Annotated in this window: 25 protein-coding genes and 1 CRISPR repeat array; of the genes, 8 read left to right on the top strand and 17 right to left on the bottom strand. The window is 60.6% G+C overall.

Features of this window, described 5'->3' with window-relative positions; all coding sequences use genetic code 11:
• Window positions 1-61 precede the first annotated feature (61 nt).
• From ACN0Q0_RS14070 to ACN0Q0_RS14060, 3 genes are read left to right on the top strand one after another with little or no spacing between them, the layout of a single operon-like run.
• The gene (locus ACN0Q0_RS14070; RefSeq protein WP_417244041.1) at window positions 62-1,816 is read left to right on the top strand and encodes an ABC transporter permease; all 1,755 of its coding nucleotides are present in this window, start codon (window positions 62-64) and stop codon (window positions 1,814-1,816) included.
• A 17-nt stretch (window positions 1,817-1,833) separates the two neighbouring features.
• Window positions 1,834-2,886 carry an ABC transporter ATP-binding protein gene (locus tag ACN0Q0_RS14065; protein ID WP_417244040.1) on the top strand — a complete coding sequence of 351 codons (1,053 nt, stop codon included), beginning with the start codon at window positions 1,834-1,836 and terminating at the stop codon, window positions 2,884-2,886.
• Window positions 2,887-2,909: 23 nt separating this feature from the next.
• Window positions 2,910-3,482: a histidine phosphatase family protein gene (locus ACN0Q0_RS14060; protein WP_417244039.1), complete on the top strand. Its 573-nt coding sequence runs from the start codon at window positions 2,910-2,912 to the stop codon at window positions 3,480-3,482.
• Window positions 3,483-3,563: 81 nt separating this feature from the next.
• On the opposite strand, the gene ACN0Q0_RS14055 is transcribed toward ACN0Q0_RS14060, so the two are convergent.
• The 5 genes from ACN0Q0_RS14055 to ACN0Q0_RS14035 are packed head-to-tail and all read right to left on the bottom strand — an operon-like array spanning window position 3,564 to window position 6,237.
• Window positions 3,564-4,418, bottom strand: a complete 855-nt coding sequence (locus ACN0Q0_RS14055; protein WP_417244038.1) for a TonB family protein — start codon at window positions 4,416-4,418, stop codon at window positions 3,564-3,566.
• The gene (locus ACN0Q0_RS14050) at window positions 4,415-4,798 is read right to left on the bottom strand and encodes an ExbD/TolR family protein (RefSeq protein ID WP_417244037.1); all 384 of its coding nucleotides are present in this window, start codon (window positions 4,796-4,798) and stop codon (window positions 4,415-4,417) included. The genes ACN0Q0_RS14055 and ACN0Q0_RS14050 overlap by 4 nt, the downstream gene beginning before the upstream one ends.
• Window positions 4,795-5,178: a biopolymer transporter ExbD gene (locus ACN0Q0_RS14045; protein ID WP_417244036.1), complete on the bottom strand. Its 384-nt coding sequence runs from the start codon at window positions 5,176-5,178 to the stop codon at window positions 4,795-4,797. The genes ACN0Q0_RS14050 and ACN0Q0_RS14045 overlap by 4 nt, the downstream gene beginning before the upstream one ends.
• Window positions 5,171-5,806: a MotA/TolQ/ExbB proton channel family protein gene (locus tag ACN0Q0_RS14040; RefSeq protein WP_417244035.1), complete on the bottom strand. Its 636-nt coding sequence runs from the start codon at window positions 5,804-5,806 to the stop codon at window positions 5,171-5,173. The genes ACN0Q0_RS14045 and ACN0Q0_RS14040 overlap by 8 nt, the downstream gene beginning before the upstream one ends.
• Window positions 5,803-6,237, bottom strand: coding sequence for a hypothetical protein (locus ACN0Q0_RS14035; protein ID WP_417244034.1), 435 nt, complete (start codon window positions 6,235-6,237; stop codon window positions 5,803-5,805). Before ACN0Q0_RS14035 ends, ACN0Q0_RS14040 begins: the two co-directional genes overlap by 4 nt.
• 239 nt (window positions 6,238-6,476) lie before the next feature.
• On the opposite strand from ACN0Q0_RS14035, the gene ACN0Q0_RS14030 reads away from it, so the two are divergent.
• A complete protein-coding gene (locus ACN0Q0_RS14030; RefSeq protein ID WP_417244033.1) occupies window positions 6,477-6,644 on the top strand; it encodes a hypothetical protein in 168 nt (55 codons plus the stop codon).
• Complete coding sequence (gene hemP, locus ACN0Q0_RS14025) at window positions 6,641-6,796, top strand: hemin uptake protein HemP (protein ID WP_417244032.1); 156 nt, start codon at window positions 6,641-6,643, stop codon at window positions 6,794-6,796. The genes ACN0Q0_RS14030 and hemP overlap by 4 nt, the downstream gene beginning before the upstream one ends.
• 53 nt (window positions 6,797-6,849) lie before the next feature.
• Here hemP and ACN0Q0_RS14020 read toward each other — a convergent pair whose 3' ends face one another.
• The 5 genes from ACN0Q0_RS14020 to ACN0Q0_RS14000 all read right to left on the bottom strand — a co-directional run bounded on the left by ACN0Q0_RS14020 (window position 6,850) and on the right by ACN0Q0_RS14000 (window position 12,807).
• Window positions 6,850-7,653: a heme ABC transporter ATP-binding protein gene (locus tag ACN0Q0_RS14020; protein ID WP_417244031.1), complete on the bottom strand. Its 804-nt coding sequence runs from the start codon at window positions 7,651-7,653 to the stop codon at window positions 6,850-6,852.
• On the bottom strand, window positions 7,653-8,738 hold the full coding sequence (locus tag ACN0Q0_RS14015; protein WP_417244030.1) for a FecCD family ABC transporter permease: 1,086 nt from the start codon (window positions 8,736-8,738) through the stop codon (window positions 7,653-7,655). Before ACN0Q0_RS14015 ends, ACN0Q0_RS14020 begins: the two co-directional genes overlap by 1 nt.
• 2 nt (window positions 8,739-8,740) lie before the next feature.
• The gene (locus ACN0Q0_RS14010) at window positions 8,741-9,598 is read right to left on the bottom strand and encodes a heme/hemin ABC transporter substrate-binding protein (protein ID WP_417244029.1); all 858 of its coding nucleotides are present in this window, start codon (window positions 9,596-9,598) and stop codon (window positions 8,741-8,743) included.
• Window positions 9,595-10,641, bottom strand: coding sequence for a hemin-degrading factor (locus ACN0Q0_RS14005; protein ID WP_417244028.1), 1,047 nt, complete (start codon window positions 10,639-10,641; stop codon window positions 9,595-9,597). Before ACN0Q0_RS14005 ends, ACN0Q0_RS14010 begins: the two co-directional genes overlap by 4 nt.
• A 126-nt stretch (window positions 10,642-10,767) precedes the next feature.
• A complete protein-coding gene (locus ACN0Q0_RS14000) occupies window positions 10,768-12,807 on the bottom strand; it encodes a TonB-dependent receptor domain-containing protein (protein WP_417244027.1) in 2,040 nt (679 codons plus the stop codon).
• Window positions 12,808-13,288: 481 nt separating this feature from the next.
• Between ACN0Q0_RS14000 and ACN0Q0_RS13995 the strand changes: the two genes are divergently transcribed.
• The gene (locus tag ACN0Q0_RS13995) at window positions 13,289-14,125 is read left to right on the top strand and encodes a PRC-barrel domain-containing protein (RefSeq protein WP_417244026.1); all 837 of its coding nucleotides are present in this window, start codon (window positions 13,289-13,291) and stop codon (window positions 14,123-14,125) included.
• A gap of 255 nt (window positions 14,126-14,380) precedes the next feature.
• Entirely contained in the window at window positions 14,381-14,797 is a 417-nt protein-coding gene (locus ACN0Q0_RS13990; RefSeq protein WP_417244025.1) for a YbaN family protein, read from the top strand.
• On the opposite strand, the gene ACN0Q0_RS13985 is transcribed toward ACN0Q0_RS13990, so the two are convergent.
• From ACN0Q0_RS13985 to ACN0Q0_RS13965, 5 genes are read right to left on the bottom strand one after another with little or no spacing between them, the layout of a single operon-like run.
• Complete coding sequence (locus ACN0Q0_RS13985) at window positions 14,777-15,682, bottom strand: SDR family NAD(P)-dependent oxidoreductase (RefSeq protein ID WP_417244024.1); 906 nt, start codon at window positions 15,680-15,682, stop codon at window positions 14,777-14,779. The two genes, ACN0Q0_RS13990 and ACN0Q0_RS13985, sit on opposite strands and share 21 nt — an antisense overlap.
• Entirely contained in the window at window positions 15,675-16,211 is a 537-nt protein-coding gene (gene hutX / locus ACN0Q0_RS13980; protein ID WP_417244023.1) for a heme utilization cystosolic carrier protein HutX, read from the bottom strand. Before hutX ends, ACN0Q0_RS13985 begins: the two co-directional genes overlap by 8 nt.
• Complete coding sequence (hutW, locus tag ACN0Q0_RS13975; RefSeq protein ID WP_417244022.1) at window positions 16,208-17,647, bottom strand: heme anaerobic degradation radical SAM methyltransferase ChuW/HutW; 1,440 nt, start codon at window positions 17,645-17,647, stop codon at window positions 16,208-16,210. The genes hutX and hutW overlap by 4 nt, the downstream gene beginning before the upstream one ends.
• Window positions 17,640-18,002 carry a hypothetical protein gene (locus ACN0Q0_RS13970; RefSeq protein ID WP_417244021.1) on the bottom strand — a complete coding sequence of 121 codons (363 nt, stop codon included), beginning with the start codon at window positions 18,000-18,002 and terminating at the stop codon, window positions 17,640-17,642. Before ACN0Q0_RS13970 ends, hutW begins: the two co-directional genes overlap by 8 nt.
• Window positions 18,003-18,014: 12 nt before the next feature.
• On the bottom strand, window positions 18,015-20,027 hold the full coding sequence (locus ACN0Q0_RS13965; protein WP_417244020.1) for a TonB-dependent receptor: 2,013 nt from the start codon (window positions 20,025-20,027) through the stop codon (window positions 18,015-18,017).
• Window positions 20,028-20,115: 88 nt separating this feature from the next.
• On the opposite strand from ACN0Q0_RS13965, the gene ACN0Q0_RS13960 reads away from it, so the two are divergent.
• Window positions 20,116-20,754: a WGR domain-containing protein gene (locus tag ACN0Q0_RS13960; RefSeq protein WP_417244019.1), complete on the top strand. Its 639-nt coding sequence runs from the start codon at window positions 20,116-20,118 to the stop codon at window positions 20,752-20,754.
• Window positions 20,755-20,770: 16 nt separating this feature from the next.
• Here ACN0Q0_RS13960 and ACN0Q0_RS13955 read toward each other — a convergent pair whose 3' ends face one another.
• Entirely contained in the window at window positions 20,771-22,090 is a 1,320-nt protein-coding gene (locus tag ACN0Q0_RS13955; RefSeq protein WP_417244018.1) for a type II toxin-antitoxin system HipA family toxin, read from the bottom strand.
• The gene (locus tag ACN0Q0_RS13950) at window positions 22,090-22,341 is read right to left on the bottom strand and encodes a helix-turn-helix domain-containing protein (protein ID WP_417244017.1); all 252 of its coding nucleotides are present in this window, start codon (window positions 22,339-22,341) and stop codon (window positions 22,090-22,092) included. Before ACN0Q0_RS13950 ends, ACN0Q0_RS13955 begins: the two co-directional genes overlap by 1 nt.
• A 241-nt stretch (window positions 22,342-22,582) precedes the next feature.
• A CRISPR array of direct repeats spans window positions 22,583-23,080; the repeat unit is 36 nt; unit sequence GTTGCGGCTGGACCTCGAATTCTGAACTGCTAATCT.
• Between the last annotated feature and the right edge of the window lie 41 nt (window positions 23,081-23,121).

The raw sequence follows: 23,121 nt of genomic DNA, 5'->3' as shown, positions 1-23,121 counted from the left end.
AACGGTCTGACTTGGCTGCCATCGCGTCGAGCGGTGGCAGCCTGCAAAGAAAGCTCACGTCATGTCTAGACATTCTCCTCTTCCTGCGGGTGCGCAGGCAGGGATCGCTGATCGCTTGCCACGATGGATGGTCCCGAACCTCTCCGGTTTGCACGTTGCCGCTCTTTTTATTGCGCTGATGCTGATCGGCCTGCTGTTGGTGCCGGTGGCACAGGTGATGATTGTCGCGTTTCAGGATCCGGCAACCGGTGCCGCGACGCTGCAAAACTTTATGGATTTTTTCAACACCGCGCTGTTTCGCGAGAGTTTCTGGAACTCGTTTTACGTCTCTGCCATGTCTGTTGTGGTCGCCACCGCAATCGCATTGCCATTGGCCTATATCACCACACGGTTTCACTTTTCCGGCTCGATCCTGATCCAGAGCCTCGGGTTTATTCCGTTGATCATGCCGCCGTTTGTCGGCGCTGTGGCGATGCAGCTGATCTTTGGCCGCAATGGCACGGTGAACCTGTTGATGCGCGAGACGTTCGGTTTTGACATTCCATTTATGGAGGGGCTGAACGGCGTTATTCTGGTTCAATCCATCCATTATTTCCCGTTCATCCTGATCAACCTGTCGGCGTCGTTGCGCAATATTGACCGCTCGATGGAAGAAGCGGCACAGAACCTCGGGAGCCACGGTTTGCGGTTGTTCCGCCGGGTTGTCTTTCCGCTTGCGATGCCCGGATATATTGCCGGTGCGGCGTTGGTGTTTATCAAGGTCTTTGATGATCTGGGGACACCGCTGTTGCTCAACGTGAACAACATGCTTGCCCCGCAAGCCTTTTTGCGGATCTCGTCCATCGGGATCAGTGATCCGATGGGCTATGTGATTTCGGTTATTCTGGTGGCATTCTCGATCCTGTCCCTCTGGGCGTCGTTCCTGTTCATGCGTGGCAAGGATTATGCAACGGTCCAGAAGGGCGGTGGCGGTATGGCCAAGCGGATGTTGAAACCAACCGAGAAAGTTCTGGCCTATGGCGCGGTGGTTTTCATTTTGCTGTTGGTCTTGTCACCGCATATCGGCCTGTTGCTTTTGTCTTTCGGGACGATCTGGTCCTTTGCGCCTCTGCCCGACGGGTACACCGTGCAAAACTACATCACGATGTGGGAAGGCTCGAAAACCTTTATCGTGAACACTGTGCTCTATGCCGGAATTGCCGCAACGCTTGACGTGATTATCGGCACGGCGATCGCCTATATCGTGTTGCGCACGGGTATTTTCGGTCGCAAGGGGTTGGACTATCTTGCCACCGCCGCGCTTGCTGTTCCGGGGGTTGTTCTGGGCATCGGGTATCTGCGGACCTTCCACAGTGTCAACATTCCGTTCACCGATGCGCCAATGGCCAGTTGGTGGGTGATCATTGCGCTGGCCCTGATGATCCGCAGGCTGCCTTATGCGCTGCGGGCGTGTACGGCCGCCTTGCAACAGGTCAGCCTTGCGCTTGAGGAAGCGGCCGAGAGCCTCGGGGCGACGAAGCGACGCACGATCCAGAAGATTGTGATCCCCTTGATGACCGGTGGCATTCTGGCGGGGTTCGTCACGAGCTTTGCCACCGCCGCGGTCGAGCTTTCTGCAACCATTATGTTGGTCAGCTCCAACAACGATGCACCGCTTGCCTACGGTATCTACCTGTTCATGCAAACGCCGTCGGGGCGTGGGGCGGGGGCTGCTTTGGGCATCGTGGCGGTCCTTGTTGTGGCTGTCGGCACCATCGCATCTCAATTCATCATCGAACGTGACAAAAAGCTCAAGTCGTCCGGCGACGCACAGTGAGCGAGGGAGGAAATACAATGAACAAAGCTGGTATCAAAATCGAAAACGTCCATCTGTCATTCGGGGATACCGAAGTGCTCAAGGGCGTCAATCTGGACATCAAACCCGGAGAGTTCTTTGCCTTTTTGGGGCCGTCGGGGTCGGGAAAATCGACCCTGCTACGCGCGATTGCGGGGTTCGGGCCAACGCCCTCGGGACGTATCCTGATCGGGGATCGTGACGTTGTGGGGCTCGATCCGTGGAAACGTAATGTCGGCATGGTGTTCCAATCCTACGCGCTGTGGCCGCATCTGTCCGTGCGCAACAACGTCGGGTTTGGCCTAAAGGAGCGCAAATTGCCGGCGGGCCAGATCAAAACCAAAGTTGACGCGGCTCTGGAGCTTGTCGGCCTGGCCCATCTGGCCGACCGGATGCCCAACCAACTTTCAGGGGGCCAACAGCAACGTATCGCACTGGCCCGCACCATTGTGGTCGAACCGGAGGTTCTGTTGTTGGATGAGCCCCTGTCCAATCTGGACGCCTCCTTGCGGGTTCAGATGCGGCGCGAGCTTTTGCGTCTGCAACGTCAACTGGGGCTGACCACGATTTTTGTGACCCATGATCAGGAAGAAGCCAATACAACCTGTGACCGGATGGCCGTTCTCGATGGCGGTGTGATCCAACAGATCGGATCCCCGCAACAGCTGTATGACCGTCCCGAAAACCTGTTCGTGGCCAAATTCCTTGGCACGGCCAATATCCTTGAAGGGGCCGTTGAAACCGACGGTGCGGCAAAGCGGTTCCGCACCAAAACCGGCGATGTCCTGAGCTTGCCGGACGGCAGTGCCGCCGAGGGGTCAAATATTGTTCTGCGACCACAGAATATTTCGATGAGCCACAGTCAATCCAGAGACTCACTGGCCGGTCAGGTGCGCCATAGTGAATTTCTTGGCAGTCAGGTGCGTTATCTGGTAACCGCGGGCGGGGCCGAAATCGTTGTGGATCAAAGCCACAGTGCCGGTCAGACAATTTTCGAAACCGGATCCGATGTCCATCTCTTGGCCAATACCAACAGCGCGGTTGTATTATAATGATGACGATACCGAAATTATCTGTGGCCCATGATGTTTATCTCCTGCGTCACGGGGAAACCGAATGGAATAAAGACCACCGCGTTCAGGGGCGTATGAACTCTGATCTGACCGAACTTGGCCGGCAACAGGCCGCACGGCAGGCCGGAATTTTGCGCGACCTTCGCGGTTCCATCGGGATGCACAGGTTATGGGCCAGTCCTTTGGGGCGGGCGCAAGAGACGGCAGGTCTGGCGTTCGGGGGGGATCCGTTCGGCACCGATCCCCGCCTTGCCGAGGTTCACTGTGGCCAATGGGAGGGCCTGACGCCAACGGACCGGATGGCCCGTGATCCGGATCTGGCGGCGGCCTGTGAGACGGAATTCCAGATGTACGTCAGCGCGCCGGATGGCGAGCGTTTGCCCGATATTGTGGCGCGTGCGTCGTCCTTTTTGAATGACCTTGAGGCCCCTGCAATTCTTGTGTCCCACAAGATCACTTTGGTGGTTTTGCGGGCCTTGTTGACGGGTGATGGTTCTTCGTTAGATGTTCAGAATGCGCCCGCCCAAGGCAGCGTGTTGAAAATTTCGAACGCAACCGTGACGGTCCTTACCTGAACCACAAGTCACCCGTTACGACGATGGATAGTGGGCCGGTTCCGCGTTTTCGCCTTGGTGTCCGTGATCGGGGCGGCGGGCCTAGCGGCCTTTGATCTCGACTGAAAACGACCGCTGTGCGCCCGTCGGTGGGGCGGGGAAGGGTGCTGCGCGTTGGACCACGGTGAGGGCGGCGCGGTCAAGTTCGGCGGACCCCGAACTGCGGGCGATTGACACGCCGGACAGACCGCCGTTGGCCGTGACCCCGAAGGCCACAAGCGCAGCGCCTTTGGACGACACGCGCGGGCGCGACACCCGCGACAGTTTGCGCATGACCAGACCGGGATAATTGGACGCGGCGGCGTTTCCGGCGGATTTTTGGGCGCCTCCCGAGCCAGAGGATGTGGCGGTCGCGGTGGCTTTGCCCGTGGACTGGCCCGCCTGCGCCGTGGTTGTGGAGTTGCCACGCGGGGCCGGGGTGGCAGCGGGCTTTGGCTGTGCTTTCGTAGCGGTTTTTTGGGGCGTGTCCCGCGCGGGGCGCGGCACGGGTTTGACGCTGCGCAGGGACGGGTCGGGGGCCTGCGCCTCCTGCGCCTCGGTCTGCGGTGGCGTCGCGGGCAGGGCGGTCGGAACAACGGGTGTAAGGGCGGCCACTTGGGTGGAGACCGGCGGCGTGACGGTGGGCGTCAGGGGCGTTGTGACGGTTGGTGTCACGGGTGATCTGGCCGGCGGTTTCGGGAGGGCATCAGGCACAGCGGCGGTAAGTGTCCCTGTGGACATATCGGCAAATGCGCTGCCCAATCGCGCCTCGACAGCGCCTGATTGCCCTTCGGTTTGCACGACCGGCGGCGGGCCGAGCACGGCAAGCGCCACAGCGCCATGACCGAACAGGGCCAACCCCGCTGCGGTGAGTTTTCCAAGCCGTGATGCGGTGCGGGTGGGGGTTCGGGTGCTCATGGATCGGCCCTTTGTGTGACGATGACGACCTGTTCGGCCCCTGCCTGTTGCAAGCGGGCGCCGATGGCGATCAGCCGTGCGGCGGAGAGGTCGCGATCAGGAACGAGGCGCACAGGTGCGGCGGGCAAGCGGTCGGCGCGGGTCAGGTAGTCGGTGACATCGGACAGCACGGCCCCGCGATAGTACAAGGTGCCATCGGGGTGGATCACCAAGGCATCGGGAGGCTGCGCAGGGTCAAGGTCGGCGGTGCGCACCAGTTGCACGGCGGTGTCGGGCGGTCGGGCAATGGTGCCTGCGACCAGAAAGAACACGAGCATCAAAAACACCACATTGATCAAGGCGATGGTCGGTTCGGGTTTGTCGGTGCGTTTGCGTCTCATGTGGCCCCCAGAATGACGGGGCGGACCCCGGGGATGGCGTTGAGAATGACAAGGGTGTCGGTCAGGCGTTGCGCGCTCACATCCCCTTTGAGGGCGAGGACCACGCTCACCGGATCGTCCGTGGCGCGGTCGGCCCGCAGGCGCACGGAGAGCGTGTCGAGCGTGGCCGCGCGGGCGTTCACCGTTATGCTGTCGGGGGACAGTTGGACGAACACGGGCCGGTCAATGGACGGGGCCGCCCCCGCCGACCCTGCCGCGGCCAAGCTCACCTCGCCGTAGCGTGAAAAGGTCGAGGTGAGCATGAAAAACAGCAAGAGCAGAAAGATGACATCAATTAACGAGGTCATCGACAGACGTCTGCGGCGCGTGTGCTTACGCATCGCGGCGGGCCGTTTCGGGCGGGATCGCGGGGGATAGAACGGTGTGGACCGCGCGTTCGGCAAACACCCGCTCCCGGTCCATCCGTGCCTCGAACCAACTCAGGATCAGGGCGGTGGGCATCGCCACGGCAAGCCCCGCGGCGGTGGTGAGCAGTGCGACCCAGATCCCCCCCGCAAGGATGGACGGGTCGACCTGTGCGCCGGCCTCTTGTAGCGATTGAAAGGCGGTGATCATGCCCAGAACGGTCCCGAACAGACCCAAAAGCGGCGCCATTTGCGCGACACTGTCAAGCAGGCGAAAGCCGCTTTCCAGTCGGGCAAAGCGGGTTTCGGCCTCGGCCTCAAGGCGGGCGCGATCGGTTTGGCCGTTCATCGCCTGATCCAGAACCTCACGCAGGTAGCTTCGTGATTTGGCCAGATGGGCGGTGGCGGCGCGGGCATCCCCGCTGTCCCATGCTGTTACGGCGGCCATCAGCGCGGCGTGTTTGCCAACCCGCGCGTGGGTGAAGTGCCACAGTTTATACAGCACCACGGAGCAGGTCAGGATCGAGACGGCAATCAGGATCAACACCACTGGTCCGCCCAGATCGGCGATACGGGTGATGGCGGTTTGCAGGGCGGCGATCATTGCGACACCGCGATGTCTGTGCGGGTGCTGACGGCAAGGGCGGCGGCGCATTGCGCGGGGGTGGCGTCCCCCCCGTCACAGGTCTGGACACCGTTGAACAGCACCCGTCCGATGCCGTCACAGGGTTGACCCGCGATATTGAATTGCCGCACCCGGGTGCTGTGCGCGGGCAGGGTGGCAAAGTCGAGCATGGTCATTTGCGTGACCTGACCCGAGGTGTCGAACAGCACCGTTTCAAGCACAAGCGCCGCTATACCGGCGGGGCGTTTGTTGTCCGCGACAAAGGTGACAAGGCACCCCGTGTCCGTCTGTTCGGCGGCATTGAGGTCAATCGTGAGGGTCGGCGTAGGGGCAGGGGGCGCGGGGGCATCCTGTGCGGGCAAGCTGAGCGGCCACGCCAGAACGACCGCAGCCACATAAAACGGGCGCACGGCAAATCTCCTGATGATGGGGGATGTCTGGCTCGAAGCGGGGCTTCGTTGCTGGATTTTGTGGGGCGAAATCATCATATATGCGGCAAATTTGCAATAGCTGATAAAAACAATCAGAAATATTTTCGCGCAAAGAAGCGCGGCTGTTGATTCCATACTCTTTTTGTCGGAAAAGAGAGGCGATCACATCCACAAAGGAGGCATGCGAGTCGTACGCGACAGATTACGCAGGCAGAAACATGGACAAACACGCACACACCAAACACGATGCCCGTGACGCACTCGGGTGGCACGACGCGGCTGAGGCGGCCTCGCTCGCGGTCGAAAACGGTTGGACGTCATCGCGGTGGCTCGATCGTATGTTCGACGCCCTCGAAACCCGCCCGGAGGGGTCACAAAGACAATGATGACTGCGCCCGAAAACAGGGGTGAGACGGCGATCCCCGAACATGCCGCCAAACATCTGACAAACGAACAGGGTCTCGCCCGTATCGTGCATGAGGGTCAGGTCTATACATTGCGGATCACGCGGATGAACAAGCTGATTCTCACAAAATAAAAAGCGGCCCCGATGTGGGCCGCTTTTGTTTTTCGGGGGAGGGCCGGCGGGGGTCAGGCCTGCGCTTTGAGAGTAGCTTGTGGTAAGATCCACGGACGCCCCGATGCGGGAGGCGTGTTGGTGCGCAACGGACAGCCGTAGCACGCCGACAGCGCATGATCGGTCAGCACGTCTTCGGGGGGGCCACTGGCCCGCACCTGACCTGCGCCCAAAAGAGCGACGTGATCGGCATACATCGAGGTCAGGTTGAGGTCGTGCATCACGGCGATAACGCCGCCGCCCGCCTGTGCATAATCGCGTGCCACGGCCATGATCATCAATTGGTGACCGATGTCGAGCGCCGACACGGGTTCGTCGAGCAACAACCACCGTGGTTGGCCATCGAGCACCGGTTCCCAGATCTGGATCAGCACGCGGGCGAGTTGGGCGCGTTGCCGTTCCCCGCCGGACAGCTCCTGTACCAACCGCCCCGCGTAGCCGTCCAGACCAACACGGGCGAGGGCCTGTGCCACCAGAGCGTCTTGTCCGTGGCTGTGCGTGGTAGAGACGCCCGAGGTCAAGCCCAACCGCACCAGTTCCAATACCGTAAAGGGAAAGGCGATACTGGCCGATTGCGGCAACACCGCGCGGCGGCGGGCCAGATCAAGCGGTGACAGCGCGCTCAGTGGCGTGCCGTCAAACGTGATCCGCCCCGTGTAGGGTTGTTCCCCCGTGAGCGTGCGCAACAGCGTGGTTTTGCCCGATCCGTTCGGGCCGACGATGGCCGTGACCTCGCCCGCACGGGCGCAAAATGTCACACGGTCGAGCACGGCGCGGTGGCCCAGTTGCACGGTAATGTCATCGCAGGAAATCATCATCAAGCCTCCAACAGGGCGCGGTTTTTGAGCAAGATCCACAAGAAGAACGGCCCGCCCATGAACGCGGTTACAATCCCGATGGGCAATTCGGCGGGGGCCACGACAACGCGGCTGACCATATCGGCGAGCAACAACACCACCGCGCCCAATACGGCGGCATTGGGCAACAGGTTGCGATGTTCGGGGCCTTGCAACAGGCGCAACAGATGCGGCACGACGATGCCGATAAATCCGATGCCGCCGGTGATGGCAACGGAGGCCCCGACCGAGGCCGCAACCGATACAATCGCGATGCGCTTCATCTTCTGGGTGTCGATGCCCATGTGACGGGCGACGGGTTCCCCGAGGGCGAGTGCGTCGAGGCTTCGCGCCAGAAAGGGCGAGGTGAACAGCGCCAGTACAATAATCGGCCCCGCGATCATCAGCTTGGCCCATGTTGCTCCGGCGACCGAGCCCATGCCCCAGAACGTCAGGTCGCGCAACTGGCTGTCGTCGGCCTTGTAGACGATGAATCCCGTGAGCGCGCCGGTCAATGCGCCAAGGGCAATCCCCGCGAGCAACATGGTGGCCACGGAGGTGTGGCCGCCGCTTGTCGCGATCCGGTAGAGGATCAGGGTCGAGGCCCACCCGCCCAGAAAGGCCGCAAACGGGACAAGGTAGGTGCCGGTGAGTGCGGCGATGCTTGCGGGGAGCAACCCACCCAGAACGATGGCGGCCACCGCGCCAAAGCCCGCCCCCGCGCTGACCCCGACCAGACCGGGATCGGCCAGGGGGTTGCGAAACAGGCCTTGCATGACGGCGCCCGATACGGCGAGGGCGGCGCCGACGAGGGTTGCGGTCAGGATACGGGGCATTCGGATGTCCCACACGATGGTCATGTCGCGCACGGTGGCCTCGCCAAAGCCGAGCCCTGCGCCGAGGGCGCCGATCACATCGGTGTCACCCGCCGCCCCCCATCCCAACCCGAGCAACATGGCAAAGCCAAGGGCCACCAAAAGGACGGCCCGCACCATGGCGGCCTTGGCGCGGCGATCCCCCACGGGGGCGGGAGAGGCGGCGCGGGCGGGAGCGGCATGTGCGACCATGGTTAGTGACCAACCGCCGACAACAGGTCGGTGCGCAACGCCGCGGCCAGTGTGGCGGTGCGCGGACCAAAGCCCAGGGCGGCAGGATCGACAAGAACCAATGCCCCCGCCGCACCCGCAGGGGTTTGGGAAATGGCGGGCAGGCTCAGCGTGTCTGCGGCCCTGGTGTCATGTTCGGCCTCGCCCGTGGGTTCCATCATCAACACCACATCGGGGGCCGCGGCGATAATGGCCTCGTCCGAAGCGATTTTATATCCCTCGAAATCTCCGGCGAAAACGTTCACCGCCCCCGCAAGTTCAAGGATACCATCGGCCCCCGTGCCGCGTCCCGACACGTTCAACCGCCCGCCCTGATTGGACAGAACAAACATCACGCGGGGTTGGGGGCCGGCGTCGATGTCGGATTTGAGGGCGTCGAAATCGGCGCGGATCTGTGCGGCGAGGGCATTGGACTTTTGCGCCACATCGAGTGCGGCACCGATGGTGTGCACGGCGTCGATCACGGCCGCGGCGCTATAGGCGTCATGGGTTTCGATCATGGGGATGGCGGCGGCCCGCAATTGATCGAGGACCTCGGGCGGGCCTGCGGTGTCGCGGGTCACGATCAGATCGGGACCGACCGACAACACGCCCTCGGCGGACAGCTGACGCATATAGCCGACATCGGGCAGCTCGTTTACCTCGGGCGGGAACAGGGATGTGGTGTCGCGGGCCACAACGCGGTGACCCTCGCCCAAGGCAAAGACGGTTTCGGTCACGGGGCCGCCAATCGTGACGATCCGTGTGGCGTCAGGGTGGGATTGCGCCACGCCCGCAAAGGGGGCGGCGGCGACAAGCAGTGTTGCGATCAGGCGGTTCATGCGGGTTCCTCCTGAAGCGTGGGCAGGGCGTCAAGCAGGCCGTGCCATGTGTCGAGCGTATCGTTTTCGCCGTCGCGCTGACCGAAGCATTGGAAAATCAGCCCCCCCGCGATGTCGAAGGCCTCGATCGAGACTGCCGCACCCCGCTTGGTCGGCTTGTCGACGATATAGACCTCGGCAATGTGGTCGCCGCGCAGGTGCAGGTTGAAATTCGGGTCAAGTACATTGAGCCACGGCCCCATGGGTTTCACCGTGTCGAGTGTTCCCCAATGGATCTGGATATTGCCCTGATTGCCGACAAACAGGATGACCTTTTGCTTTTTGGCGCTGACCGCATCGAGCCAGTCCGCCACGCAGGCAGGGGCGACGCGCCGCACAAACGGGCCACCCGCAAGGCGATAGGCGCCAAGGCGGTTCATGCCGAGTTTGGATGTGAGGCGATTGAACTGATGCGTGTCTGTCATCTTTTTCCATTCATCCACAAGAATGTCGCGCTTCTCCGGTACGGATCTGGCACGCTCCGTCGGTGTCCGGGCGGTCACGGTGATTGTGTCGGATTGGTCGTCAAGGGTCAGTGCCGCCACGAGGGGCGCCCATGCATCATGGTCGGAGGTGGGGCGCAAAAACACTTTTTGCAGTGCGTCCCCCGCGTGATCAAAGAACTGCAATGTGCGGCGCGGACCGGTATCGGTTGTCGTCTCGATGGCAAAACCGAACGCCCAGTGTTTGGGGAAAATGCGCGTGTCGATATCGGGGCCAAGCACCATCGCGGCATGTTGGCCGCTGCGGTAATCCTCGAACGTGCCAACACGTTCATGCACACAGCTTTCGTTGCGGGTCAGGGCCATCACCTCGCCCAGTGTCTTGATCGCGGGCATGACGTCATCGGGGTGCGATTTGATACGGGTGGCGGTGTGGCCCACGTGAGCCGCGACAAGTGCGGCTTCGGAAATACCAAGGTGGTCCGCCAGATCGCGGTCACGCATTTTGGGCTCGGCCAGTTTGGCGGCGCGGATGTCGGCGGGGGACAGGTCGTGTGTCATTGGAAACTCCATTGGACGGGATATCAGGCGTAATCGGGGATGCCGCGTGGCGCGAGAGAAGGGACAACTTGCCTCGCGCCACGCATCGCCCGCTTGTGTCGCTTGGGACAGTGCGGGGCGTCTTGGTCAGAATGTTTTGGCGACCGAGAGTTTGATATTGCGGCCTCCCGCGTTGCGCGTGCTCAGATAGGGGCGGTAGGTTTCATCGGTCAGGTTTTCGACCGAGGCGCGAAATTCGACCCCTTCGGCCCATCCGTGATCCGGGGTGTAGGCGGCGGAGACGGCGAGGGTCGTGTAGGCCGCCGATGGCACGGTGCCGGGCGAAAAGGCGGCCAGAGTGTCGGGCGTGCGGGTCTGCGCCCATGCATGTTTTGCCTCGATCGACAGGTCAAGTTGCTCGCCCAGGAAGGTCTTGCCAAGCGTCATCTGGACACTGTCGGCGGGCGCCCATTTGTAATCGTCATCGGTGCCGTTGATCGTGCCACGCATCATGGCGGCGTTGAAATCGGCGTAAAACGCGGGATGGACATAGGATAGCTCAAGCTCCAACCCTTCGAGGTCTGCGGTGCTGACGCCCGAATAGGTGGTGCCGTTCCAGATCGCGGTTTTGAACCCTGTCAGCTTTGCCTGAAGCTGGTCGCCCTGCGTGAATGCGTCGAGCGTGTCATAGGACACCCCAAACTCGAATGTGCGGCCCTTTTCCGATGTGACGCGCTTGGTCGCGTCGCGGATGTCGTCGAGAATGGGCAGGTTTTCGTTATAGGCCATTGTGCCGAACACCGCGAAATCGGGTGTGACGGCGTAGCGGGCCGAAAGCGCCCCTGTGAGGGCCTCCTTTGAAAACGCGGCGCCATCGGCCACGGCGGGAATGGTGGAAAAGCTGACATAATCGTAATCGTTGCCCTGTGATGTCAGGGTTTGTTTCTCGAACCGCAGTTGCGGCGTCAGGGTCAGTTTGTCGCCGACTTGCATTTTGTCGGCCAGATACAGCGCCACGCTTTTGTCGGTGCCGCCCGGCGCGGAGCCGTCATTCAGCCCCGCGAAGGCCCCGACGAATTGTGTCGATGTGCGCTCGCGTTCGCTCAGCTCGATGCCCGTTGTCAGCGTGTGGTGGATGTGACCCGTCTGGAACAGCGCCTCGTTTTCGATCCGCAAGGCAAGTGTTGCCGTGTCGTGGTCGGAGTTGAAGATCGAACTGGTTGTGGTCCCCGAAACCTCCTCGATAAATATGCCTTCGCGTTTGTAGGTCAGGCGGGCCTCAAGGTTGACCAGATCATTGTCGGCGGGGTTGTAGCGGTAGGACAGGTAGGTGGTGGTGTCCTCGGTTTCGCGGTCGACCAAAGTGTCCGCCCAACTTGGCAGGTAGGCGTCATACGGCACGTCGAATTCGGGAATTTTGTTGTAGGCATAGCCAAAGGTAAACGTGTTGGTCTCATTCGGGCGATAGCTCACCTTGAGCAGGGCGGAGGGCATGTCAAAGCCGGTGGAATCGAGCGTGACGCCATCCCCGTCCGTGCGATCCCCAACGGTGCGGTAGCCTGCGAACGCGAGCATGTCGAGCTTGTCATCGGGCGCCCATGCGAGGATTGACGTCGACGTCAGACCGTCACCGTTGCTCTCGTACCCGAACTTTTGACGCAGCGCGAACGTGTCCTCCTCCGCAAGGAAATCTGCCGCGTCTTTGGTCTGTGCCTCGACCGTGCCGCCAATCGCGCCCGAGGTGTATCGGAAGCTTTCGGCGGGGCCACGGGTGACGGTGATTTCGCGGAACAATTCGGGTTCAAGCGCGAACATGGACCCGTTGCGATAGATTTCTTCGGCGCCACTGGCGATCCCGTCGATGACCACGGCGACCTTGCCATCTGTGCCGTAGGTCCCCGATTGGGTCCCCAGACCACGGATCGAAATGGCGGAGCCTTGCGGCAAGCCGCCGTTGACCAAGGCCACGTTCGGAACGCTGTCGAGCAGTTCGGTCATGGTCGAGGCCTGACGGGCGTCCAACTCGTCCTGATCGATAACGGTCGCGGCGGTGGCGGTGTCGGTGGCCAAAGACCGCAGGCTTTCGCCCAGTTCAATGGAGCCCAAGAGCAAATCCTGGGCGGTGAGATGTGCGGGCAGAACGGCAATAATCGCCGCCCCCGCCATAAGGTGAGTGCGTGTGGTCATGGTATCCCCAAGTTGTTTTATGCCGTGAACTTGCTGGCTACCGTTGGGGATGCTCGCTGACTTTTATCAGGGCGTATAGTATCCGATTATTTTTGTAAAGTATTAATCATCGACCCGTGCAAGGCGCATAAATGGCGCCTTTGCGCCCCGCTGCGGCGTCCGGTTGCCCACAGTCTTAAAGTGGCGGGAGCGACCTCGCAGCGTCGCGATGCCCGGCGTTCGCCGCCTCAAACTCCATTGGCGCCCTCGTGTCAGGTGCGGGCAACTCTGCCGGTGGCCTGTCTTGTCGAAGTGTTTTTAAGTAGTTGTAATATAATAATATATTACAGGTGTGCGCCCATTGGGATCGTTTGCTGTCAGGGAGGGCGAGACGGCGGGGATCCGCAAAAACCGGAATATTTCATGGAACCCGGAGTTTGCTTGGCGGTTGTCTCACCGGAAGCGCCGGCGAACTCCGGTGCGAAAATAAAGGAGAATTGATATGAAACGCTTTCTGGTTACCACAGCTACGGCCCTCGTCCTCGGGACGTCCGCTTTTGCCGCTGATAACACGGCGACGTTCTCTGATATGACGTTTGACGAAGCGAAAAACCTGAACGCTTCGGAACTGATCGGGATGCGGGTTTATGCAACCGAGGCAGACATCAACAACGAATCCACAATCGCGGCGGACGGCGAAAAGGAATGGGATGACATCGGTGAAATCAACGAGATTGTTTTGACCCGTGACGGGGATGTTCAATCGGTCATCGTGGGGGTCGGCGGCTTCCTTGGTGCCGGTGAGCGCGACGTTGCGATCGACATGAGCACGCTGAAGTTCGTCCACGAAGACGGCGAAAGCGGCGATTTTTTCCTCGTTGTGAGCGCGAGTGCCGCCGGCGTTGAGGAGGCTCCGCAATACATGAGAACGGATCATTCCGATGCGATGATGGGTGCGGATCCCATGATGGAAACGGACACCTCGGGTCAGATGATGACACAGGACAATCGCACAATGATGACGCCGCCGGCCGTGGAGCGGGAGGGCTACGTCACGGCACAGGTCGATGACCTGACCGCTGATGATTTGACCGGCGCGCGGGTTTACGGCCCCAACGATGAAGATGTGGGCGAGGTCAGCGAGTTGCTATTGACCGACGCCGGTGAAATGGATCGCGCCGTGATCGACGTGGGCGGGTTCCTCGGCATGGGCGAGCGGTCCGTTGCGGTGACATTTGCCGAGTTGCAGATCGTGCAGACGGAAGACGGCAGCGACCTGCGCGTTTACATTGACAGCTCCCAAGAGGTCTTGGAGCAACAGCCTGAATATAAAGGGTAAAGCAAGTGGACCGGGGGGTATCTCCGGTCCTTTGCCGTTTTGAAGGATGGGTCTGCGCGGGTTCCCTGCGTAGACCCTGCGCCGTTAAAGGGCCCGCCCCCTTGTGCCGTTTTCCCCTGCGGTTGAAATCCTGTGAGGTGTTCCACCGGCGTGTCGGATTAGGTCCCATATCCGCCGTTTCCGCCTGTGTGTTTTCTTGCATCCCAAAGATTTCCGACTTAAATAGTAGGCCATGTCGATAGAGGGTGAATCGTGATGCAATCGGGCTCCACAAACAGGCTGCTACGGGTCTTTTGGTTTTTGTTGGGCGCCACCGCACTCATCCTTGGAACGGTGGGGGCTGTTCTGCCGCTCCTGCCGACAACGCCGTTCATTATTCTTGCCGCTTTCGCTTTCGGCAAAAGCGTTCCGGCCCTCAAGACGCGGTTGGAAAAGAACCGCCTGTTCGGGCCTTTGATAACGGATTGGCGGACCTCGGGGAGTATCGCGCCGCGCTACAAAATGCTTGCGGTGGCCATGATGACAGCAACGCTGATGTTCGGGTTGACGTCGTCCCTACCGGTTGCTGTGAAACTGGTTCAGCTCGCGATCATCGCAGCCGCCGCGTTTTTTGTGTTGAGCCGTCCCAGTTTCCCGAAATCAACGCCCCTGTCATCCGGCCGCACTGGCTGAGACGGGTCTTTGTTCGGCCGCGATTATAGCGCGATAGCCGGCCTGCCAGTCTTTGTAGCGCAGTTCGAAACCGGGAAGAGAGCGCAACGCCTGATTGCTGATCCGTCGGTTTTCGGCATAAAACGCGACCGCCCCCGACGGCAGGCCCGCCGAATCAAAAGCAACGCCCGGCGGGCGCGGCAGGCCGAGCATCTCGGCCACGCCGATCAGGATGTCGCAAGCGGGGACCGGCACGCCATCGGCAAGGTTCGTCAAACGATGCGGCTGTGGTGCGGCCATCGCAGCCAGTGTCGCGCCGACAATATCGTCGCGGTGAATGCGGTTGAAGACTTGTCCCGCCTTGAGAATCGCCCGTGCTTTGCCATTGCGAAGCTGTGACAACACATTGCGCCCCTCCGGTCCGTAGATGCCCGCGATCCGGAAGATGTCCAGATTTGCCCCGAGGCGCGCGGTTTCGGCCAACCATGCGGCCTCGGCGACCAGTCGGGCTTTGGCATCTGCCGTAGCGGGGGCAGGGGGGCGGGACTCGTCGATCCACGCCCCCCCGCAATCGCCGTAAACCGCCGTTGATGAATAGTAACCGACCCATTGCACATCGGTCTTTGATACGGCCCCTGCCATTGATGCCAACGCCGGACATCCTGTTGACCCAGGCGGAGCAGAGATCAGCAGGTCCGTCACCCCCGACAGGGCAGAGGGCGGCAAATGGCCGTCCTGATCTATCAAGACAGGGCGCAGGCCAAGCGATGCCAGTCCCGAAGCGCGATCCGGGTCGCGCAGCGTGGCGCTGACGGTGCCCCCCGCGGCCTGAAATCCCAGTGCCACCGCGCGCGCTGTATAGCCTGCGCCCATGAGAAGCAGATGCCGTCCTGTCACGTTATGCATGGCCGGTATCGGCCTTCAACCGTGCCTCAAGCGCGTCAAACGCCGCGATCTGACCGGCAAGCAGCTGGCGCTTTTCATCGCGGCCAAGATAGACCTTGAACAGGCAGTTTCCATCCTGCCCGTAAAATTGCACCGAGCGGGTTTCCATCGAGAACAGCCTGCGCCGTACAAAGGCCACCCGCGCACAGGCCTCTATGTTCAAATGCCCACTGATCGGTTTTCCTTTGGGGTTATACATGCCGTTCGCAACGGTGCCGCCGCCAAAGGGGGCTTTGACCTCCAGAATGACGGGGCCGGTGTTGACGATAAAGGTGATCTCGCCCCAGTGAGCGATATCATCCAGTGTGGCGACCATATGGTGGCCGGGCAGATGTGTCACCTCACCTGCGGGCAGGGCCTCTAACACCGCCAAAGGTGTGGTGCCTGCACTGCGGGCGATGTCCTCCAATGCGGCTGTGGGGTTTGCCGCCAGAGCCTCGGCGAGGGTGGTTGGTGCTGCAACGGGGGCGTCAAGCGTATCTGTCGTCATTTCATATCCTTCAGGTCAGGGTGTTGGCCAAGCCAGCCAAGTAGTCGTCCGGTCATTGCCACTTGCCAGAAGCGGCCTGCGCGGGTCAGACGGTGAAAACGGTGATGGGGCGTTAACAGCCCCGTTGAGGTCCATTGCGCGAGCAACGGGCCCAGATGGTCCGCAATGCTGCAGGTTGCGGCGGGGCATAGCCGTGAAAATGCCGCCTCAACGGCAAGCAGGTCGAGCAAGCCGCGCTCCATCCCCTGTTTGAGTGCGTTGCTGACGGGCGCACTTGGTCCCGACTGCATCATCCCGCGGGTGAGACATTGGGCGGGATCGCCACCGCGGGCGGCGAAGTCCGCCAGATCGCTGGTGATCCGGTAGTTGAGGCCTTGCAAAAATCCACCCGCCCCTGCGCCAAAGGCCAGACAATCCGCACCCGTTTTGACGGCGAGGTTATAGACGTTGCGTTCGCGCAGGCTGCCTTGCCAATGGGTTGTCGAAATCGGCGTCCAGCCTTCGGCTTCGGCGGCGTCTTCTCCCGCGGCAAAGAAGCGGCCCAGATCCGTTGGACCTGCGGGGCGCATTTTGCCTTTCTCCACTGCCGTCAATAACGGTGTGCCGGGGATCAGGTTCAACGAATACAGATCCAATCCGTCCAACCCCAGTTGTGCGCACAATGCGACATCCGCCGCGACATTTTCTGGCTGTTGACCCGGCAAGCCGTACATAAGGTCAACGACCACGGCGCCTCGGTCCAGAGCCACCAATTGCCCCAGAAAGCGGATGATTTCGGCCCGGTTGGCCTTGCGCCCCAAGGGGCGGCGAATTGCATCCGAGAAACTTTGCACGCCCAAAGAGATACGGGTCACCCCCGCATCATAGGCCGCGCGGGCCTTATCCAACCCGAAGGAATGGATCCGGCCCTCAAGCGTGATTTCGCAATCGGGCGCGAGTGGAAGATAGGTGTGGATCGCGGTGACAAGCCGCGACACCTCCTTTCCGGCCAGTGCCGTTGGCGTGCCGCCGCCCATGTAGACGGCCTGTAACGGTGGCCCCTTATGCGCGGGCGTATCCGCAAAGGCCCGCAGTTGTGCGATGACCGCATCGACATAAGGTGCGCCATCGCCACTGCGCCATGCGTTTTGATAAAAGCCGCAAAACAGGCAGTGATTTTCGCAAAACGGCACATGTAGATAGGCCACGGCCCGGTTGCGTCGCGGCAGGTTATGCAGCGCGGTCCACCGCTCTGCGATCCGGTCTTCGGGGACCGGAGCCATGCCGGAAAACGGATGGACGGCACGCTTGCCGGGGAATGCCCCTGCAAGGGGATCTGCGTCGGGGGCCGCGAAAAAGGAGTCCAGCCTCGGAGCGTCACCATCGGCCGAACGCCCTGTTGGCGGCACTGTGGCGGCAACGCCACGCGGGCGCGGGGGGGATGCAACCTTACCCATCTGTCAGAACGCCTTGTCCCGACTGTGCGCAATAGACCGCCGGATCGGCGGCAAGATCGGGCGTGCAGGTTTCATCCTTGGCCAAGGGGGCGATGCGGTAGCCATTGCCATTTGGCACTTCCACACGGTAGCGATGGATTTCGGCCTCGGGCGGGGTCCCGTGGATAAAGGGTTCGAGACGCAAGGCCGTCTCGCCGCAAATCGCGGCGATAGGCGGATTGCCTGCCTCGGTCAGAATTTGTGACAGGACATCCAGACTTGCCTCACAATCGCTTAGGCTATCGGCCTCGGACAGGGTGACGCGCGTCGCGTCCCCCTGTGCCATCGTCAGGATCAAAAGAGCTGTTTTAAGCATAGCCATCCCCCCTTAGAACGTCTTGGTCAGAAACAGGTTGATCGAGCGCTCCGCGCCGTCCATTTCTTCGTATGAGGCGTAACTGTGATTGGTGATGTTGTTGATCTCGGCGACAAAGCTCAGATCATGCCCCAAATCGATATCGGCGCGCATATTCAACGTGCCATAGCCCGCAGCCGAGCCGACAACTGTGCCGCTGTCATCGCGAAACTCGACGCCGCTCTCACCGCGCATAAAGACATCAAATGTGCCCGATATATCGCCGCGCTCCCATCCTTTGCGCAGGCCGATCCGGCCCGCCATTGTGGGAGTGCCGCTGTCGAATGTCTCATATCCATTGGCGTAGGCGAGCTTGCGGCGCATAACCGCAACGGAGCCATAAGCCGTAAGGTCCCACAGGTTCAGGTCCTGTTCGGCGTAAACCTCCAGTCCCCAACTGTTTGCGGCATCGACGTTTTGATAGGTGCCGCTGTTGCCGGAAACCACTGTGGCGATGTAGTCTTTGGCCTCGGTATAGAACAGGGTCGCGTCCAACAGCCTGCCGTCGTTTTGATAGCGCGCCCCCAATTCCATAGTGGTCGCCGTTTCGGGTTGCAGATCCGCGTTCCCGTCCAACGTCACGCCGCCGCCCGTTGTGGTCAGGAACAGCTGACCCAATGTCGGGTAGATATAGCCTTGTGACAGATTGGCCCGCAGCGCGAGATTTTCAGTGCGCGACCAGACCAGACCGGCCGAGCCGAGCGCCAGACTGTCTGTATTGGACGATAACGTGTTTGCCACCCCATTGGTCGTGGAGACCAGTTGATCGGCTTTTACGTCATACCACCGTGCGCCAAACGTCGCCGTTAGCGCGTCACTCAGGTCGATTTCGTGTTGGCCATAGACCGACAGCGTCCTGATTTGTGCCTCGTCATACCGCAGCGTTGTGGACGACGTCATAAACGTGGTGACGGTTGTTTTGTCCGAGGTCAGGCGATCATCTTCGTATTCCAGTCCGACAACCGTGCGCGAGTTCTCCGAGAAATGCATCTCGGCCCGCAGATTCAGTCCCGCGGTTTCTTGCGCATCCAACGAGGTGGACAGCACATTAAGACTTGTCGACGGCCCATAGGATACCGTCACATCGTTGTTGAACTCCCGATCGATCGTCTGGCGGTAAACATCCAGATGCAGCGTATCGAGCCATGGGGTGAGATTGGTCCCCTCATAAAGGGCCGAGGCCTTGCGCAGATCGCGGTGTGGCAATGAAATGATGAAATCGGGGTCGCCAGTATAAACATCCGCCGACAAGTCATAGGCCTGTGTTTTCACGCCGAAATAGTGGTTGCCCAACCGGTATCCCAGATCCAGCGCAGCATTCCGGTCACTGACGCCGGAGGGATCCAGAACCCCCTCCGGAGTTTCACGGTTGCCTTGGTCCATCTTGCCGAAAGACAACCGATAATCCAACGTGCCTGCGCCCAGATCAACCACGCCTCCGGCAGAGATCGAGGTGCGATAGCCCTCTGTCGCCGACATGTAGCCGACTGTTGTTGTCAAAGAGAGCGGTTTGTCGCCCCCCTTTTTGGTCACGATGTTGATCACCCCGCCAATCGCGCGGCTGCCCGACACCACCGAAGACGATCCACGCACCACTTCGATACGCTCGATCTGTGTGGGATCAACCAGAACGGGTTGGCCATAATTGGTGTGATCCGTCAGCTTTTGCCCGTCGATCATAATCGCCACCCGCCGCGAGGTCTCACCCCGGATCGATACCCGTTCGATACCTTCCTCGCTGATCTGCACGCCCGGCACATCACGCAACAGGCCGGCGATTGAAACGGGCGCGGTCTTTTTCAGATCGTCCCCTTCAATGACGGTGATCGACACCGGATTTTCCATCACTTCGGTCGGAAGGCCGGTGCCGATCAAGGTGATCGAACCAAGGTTCAGATAGTCGGTTTCGGCCGCGAGTGCCGTCGCAGTGGTCAGCGCGGTGCCGGTTAGGAGCATGCGCAGTAATAACGTGCTTGAGGGGGGCATCGGTTTCAGTCCTTTTCGCCGGGAGTCTGTGGGTCCGTTCCCTGGCGAAAGGCTGAGTAGGGGTTGTGGCGATCTAACACCTCCGCGCGTGCGGCAATTTGATTTAAATCAATTTCTGATTATTTTAGTAAGAATTAAGTTCCCGCCCCGAAACCAAAGCAAAATACCACGCTATCCCGGTCAGTCCGGCGCAGCGCTGATCACCCTGCCCGACCTACCAACACGGAGATTGAAATGGGCCGCGCAAGCGCGGGCGGTGTTTGACCTGGCGAAGGAGGTGGAAACGCGCCTGATGCAGCGCGGCCATCGGGGTGAGGCCTTGGCGTCTCTGATCGTCCTGAGCGCGATCTTGAACGGGGCGCTTTTGCGGTCTGAGGGCTGGGTCGCGCTGTGGTCTGCATTGGCGCGGGGTAGGGTGGAGGTAAAGCGCTCGCCTGTGCTGGGCGATGCGGTCTGGGTCGATTTGCCGATCGGCGAGAAGGAGGAGTTCCGGTTTTATCCTGACGTTGTGACGCTCAGCCTCCTGGCGCGATGGAGGCTTTGCTCTTTGCCTCCGTGCCGTACGGTGTCCCTCCATCGCGACCTCTTCGGCCGCACCAGCCTGATCCGCGAATGGGGCCGCATCGGCCAGATGCTGATTGAGACGCATGAGGAGGAAGGGGCGGCGAAAGAGGCGTTATCCGCTTTAGAGCATGCTAAGGAGAAACGCGGGTATCGAGCGAGTTGAAGGGGGGCTCTTGGACTTAGTCTGTGTCAGCAAGCGTGAGACCCGCGAGGCGGGCCATCACCGCCGTGTTTACGGTCTCGACAATGGCCGCCGGAAACCCTTGCGGTAGGGCGTTTGCCGCAGCCTCCACGACCTCGGGCGCTTTGGCTGCGACCTCCTCGATAAGCTCTTTTGCCCGCTTTTTGGAAATCCCTGCACGCAGAGCCGTCTGTACAAAATGCCGCCCGTGTATTTGGTCGAAGCGATAGTGACGATTGCCTCCAACCGACATTGCCATCTTCATCTGTTTGCGCTCGATCTGGCGGGCGTCAAATGCCGCCTGCGCCGTCACGATGTCGTAGAGCGGGGTCATTCGATAGCTGCCGCCGGGGCCGAGGAAAACGCTGAAGTTCTTGGCGTGGGCATCCGTTGCGCCCATCAGCCAGAAGACGAGCTGGGCTTTGAAAAACGTGTTCTGGTCTTGGATCGGTGTGTCACTTCCCTGAAGCAAGCGCAGAACATCGGTCATGCTCGGGCCGCCTTCGCTTTGGTATTTCAGGGTTGGGGGAACGGAGAGGGCCTGACAGCAATCCTCCTGCGGCAGGCGCAGCAATCGCCCGTCTTTGGTCCAGCGGCGATCAAAGCGCTCGATGACCAGAGCCTTGGCCGCGCCAAAGGTCTCGATCGTGGCACGGTTCACAGGCAGGCCGAAGGCCTCGGTGAGCTTCAGGCAATAATATTCGTTCTCGACGCTGTCGGAAAGGTCGAGGCCACTCGGCAGTTTGCCGATTTGTGTCTTGAACAAATGCGTGGTCGGGGTTGTGCCATGGGGCTTGACCCACTGACCTTGGTGCCAAAGCAGGGCGGTTTTCTCCTGCACCCCTGCGACTGAAATGCGGAAGGCATCATCGCGAGCGAGGCCGAGCGGCGCGTGGCTCAACCCGTTCAAGATCTTTTCGATGGCGTCAGCATCGACCGCTTCTCCCTCGATCTTGCCGATCGTGTCGGGGGCGTTGTTTTCGCCTGCAATGAACTGAAGCGCCCCCACGCAGTCATAGCCGATTTTGGCCAGCATGCTATAGGCATCGGTCCCCCGCGCGCCGACCTTTTCGGCGACAAGGCGGCGCAGGTGATCCGAGTCCGGCAGAAGGTTTTCAAAGACGGCAGAGACAGGTGCGCCGCGATAGGGGGTCTCTCTGAGCGGCAGGGATAAGGAGACGGGCAGGGCGTGCTCCCATTCGAGCCAAGCCTCATCGTATCCAAAGCCGATGGCCCCGCTTGCCTCGCGCCTCAGCGTGCCGACACGGCGGTTGTTAAGGTAGACGCGCAAGGGCGCATAGGCGGGACGCCGCCCCATCAGAACAGATCCTCGATGTCGCTTGCCTCGCCTTTGGAGCGCTCGGCAATCCTGAATTCCAGATCGAGCGCGGCGAGGACAGCTAGGATGGTTTCAAGTTTTGCGGCCGTCTCCCCGCTTTCAATCATGGACACTGTGGCCTGCCGCAGACCTGCCTGCTCCGCAAGCGTCGTCTGCGTCCAGCCCCGCGCCTTGCGCGCACGCTGGATGATGGTGCCGATCTGTCGTTGGGTGCGGGCGAGATTGCTCATGCGGCGGAAATACGCCGAAGCGTATAAACTGTCAATATTCAACACAGCGTATAAATAAAATATATGCGTTGTGGCGAATAAATTTGCGTCACGCAGGCGGCGCTTGGAGGGTCGGGAACCCCTCGCGGCACATAGTCACCGGTTTACCGAACTGGCTCAAGTGCCTTCCGAACCTTAGGGAATGGGGTGAGGCGAATCAAAGAAGTTAAATGCTGCTGTGGGGCGCTACCAACAGTCTGATGTTGCGGCTGGACCTCGAATTCTGAACTGCTAATCTCGACCCGTCGAACTGGAAACTGATCCCGCGGTTGCGGCTGGACCTCGAATTCTGAACTGCTAATCTAACGGACGCGCTCGCAAAGAGCAAATCACAGTTGCGGCTGGACCTCGAATTCTGAACTGCTAATCTGCAGATCGCGACGAGAACGCCACCGCGAAAGTTGCGGCTGGACCTCGAATTCTGAACTGCTAATCTCGGAAGGGAATGGCCCACCGCAACAACGAAGTTGCGGCTGGACCTCGAATTCTGAACTGCTAATCTAGTCGTGTAACGGCGGGGCTTGTTACGTAAGTTGCGGCTGGACCTCGAATTCTGAACTGCTAATCTTCAGATCGCCAACGATCACGGGGCGCGCTAGTTGCGGCTGGACCTCGAATTCTGAACTGCTAATCTGAAACGGCGAGTTAACGCGCGGCCCTCATCGTTGCGGCTGGACCTCGAATTCTGAACTGCTAATCTTCAATGAAAAACTGAACACCGCAACGGACTGTTGCGGCTGG

Source organism: Celeribacter sp. (assembly GCF_048259695.1).
GTDB lineage: Bacteria > Pseudomonadota > Alphaproteobacteria > Rhodobacterales > Rhodobacteraceae > Celeribacter.
This window is presented reverse-complemented; position numbering and strand designations above follow the sequence as displayed.

Coding starts and splice junctions, on each gene's coding strand:
- ACN0Q0_RS14070 (WP_417244041.1), top strand. CDS start 62: ATGTCTAGACATTCTCCTCTTCCTGCGGGTGCGCAGGCAGGGATCGCT.
- ACN0Q0_RS14065 (WP_417244040.1), top strand. CDS start 1,834: ATGAACAAAGCTGGTATCAAAATCGAAAACGTCCATCTGTCATTCGGG.
- ACN0Q0_RS14055 (WP_417244038.1), bottom strand. CDS start 4,418: ATGAGCACCCGAACCCCCACCCGCACCGCATCACGGCTTGGAAAACTC.
- ACN0Q0_RS14050 (WP_417244037.1), bottom strand. CDS start 4,798: ATGAGACGCAAACGCACCGACAAACCCGAACCGACCATCGCCTTGATC.
- ACN0Q0_RS14045 (WP_417244036.1), bottom strand. CDS start 5,178: ATGCGTAAGCACACGCGCCGCAGACGTCTGTCGATGACCTCGTTAATT.
- ACN0Q0_RS14040 (WP_417244035.1), bottom strand. CDS start 5,806: ATGATCGCCGCCCTGCAAACCGCCATCACCCGTATCGCCGATCTGGGC.
- ACN0Q0_RS14030 (WP_417244033.1), top strand. CDS start 6,477: ATGGACAAACACGCACACACCAAACACGATGCCCGTGACGCACTCGGG.
- hemP (WP_417244032.1), top strand. CDS start 6,641: ATGATGACTGCGCCCGAAAACAGGGGTGAGACGGCGATCCCCGAACAT.
- ACN0Q0_RS14020 (WP_417244031.1), bottom strand. CDS start 7,653: ATGATGATTTCCTGCGATGACATTACCGTGCAACTGGGCCACCGCGCC.
- ACN0Q0_RS14015 (WP_417244030.1), bottom strand. CDS start 8,738: ATGGTCGCACATGCCGCTCCCGCCCGCGCCGCCTCTCCCGCCCCCGTG.
- ACN0Q0_RS14010 (WP_417244029.1), bottom strand. CDS start 9,598: ATGAACCGCCTGATCGCAACACTGCTTGTCGCCGCCGCCCCCTTTGCG.
- ACN0Q0_RS14005 (WP_417244028.1), bottom strand. CDS start 10,641: ATGACACACGACCTGTCCCCCGCCGACATCCGCGCCGCCAAACTGGCC.
- ACN0Q0_RS14000 (WP_417244027.1), bottom strand. CDS start 12,807: ATGACCACACGCACTCACCTTATGGCGGGGGCGGCGATTATTGCCGTT.
- ACN0Q0_RS13995 (WP_417244026.1), top strand. CDS start 13,289: ATGAAACGCTTTCTGGTTACCACAGCTACGGCCCTCGTCCTCGGGACG.
- ACN0Q0_RS13990 (WP_417244025.1), top strand. CDS start 14,381: ATGCAATCGGGCTCCACAAACAGGCTGCTACGGGTCTTTTGGTTTTTG.
- ACN0Q0_RS13985 (WP_417244024.1), bottom strand. CDS start 15,682: ATGCATAACGTGACAGGACGGCATCTGCTTCTCATGGGCGCAGGCTAT.
- hutX (WP_417244023.1), bottom strand. CDS start 16,211: ATGACGACAGATACGCTTGACGCCCCCGTTGCAGCACCAACCACCCTC.
- hutW (WP_417244022.1), bottom strand. CDS start 17,647: ATGGGTAAGGTTGCATCCCCCCCGCGCCCGCGTGGCGTTGCCGCCACA.
- ACN0Q0_RS13970 (WP_417244021.1), bottom strand. CDS start 18,002: ATGCTTAAAACAGCTCTTTTGATCCTGACGATGGCACAGGGGGACGCG.
- ACN0Q0_RS13965 (WP_417244020.1), bottom strand. CDS start 20,027: ATGCCCCCCTCAAGCACGTTATTACTGCGCATGCTCCTAACCGGCACC.
- ACN0Q0_RS13955 (WP_417244018.1), bottom strand. CDS start 22,090: ATGGGGCGGCGTCCCGCCTATGCGCCCTTGCGCGTCTACCTTAACAAC.
- ACN0Q0_RS13950 (WP_417244017.1), bottom strand. CDS start 22,341: ATGAGCAATCTCGCCCGCACCCAACGACAGATCGGCACCATCATCCAG.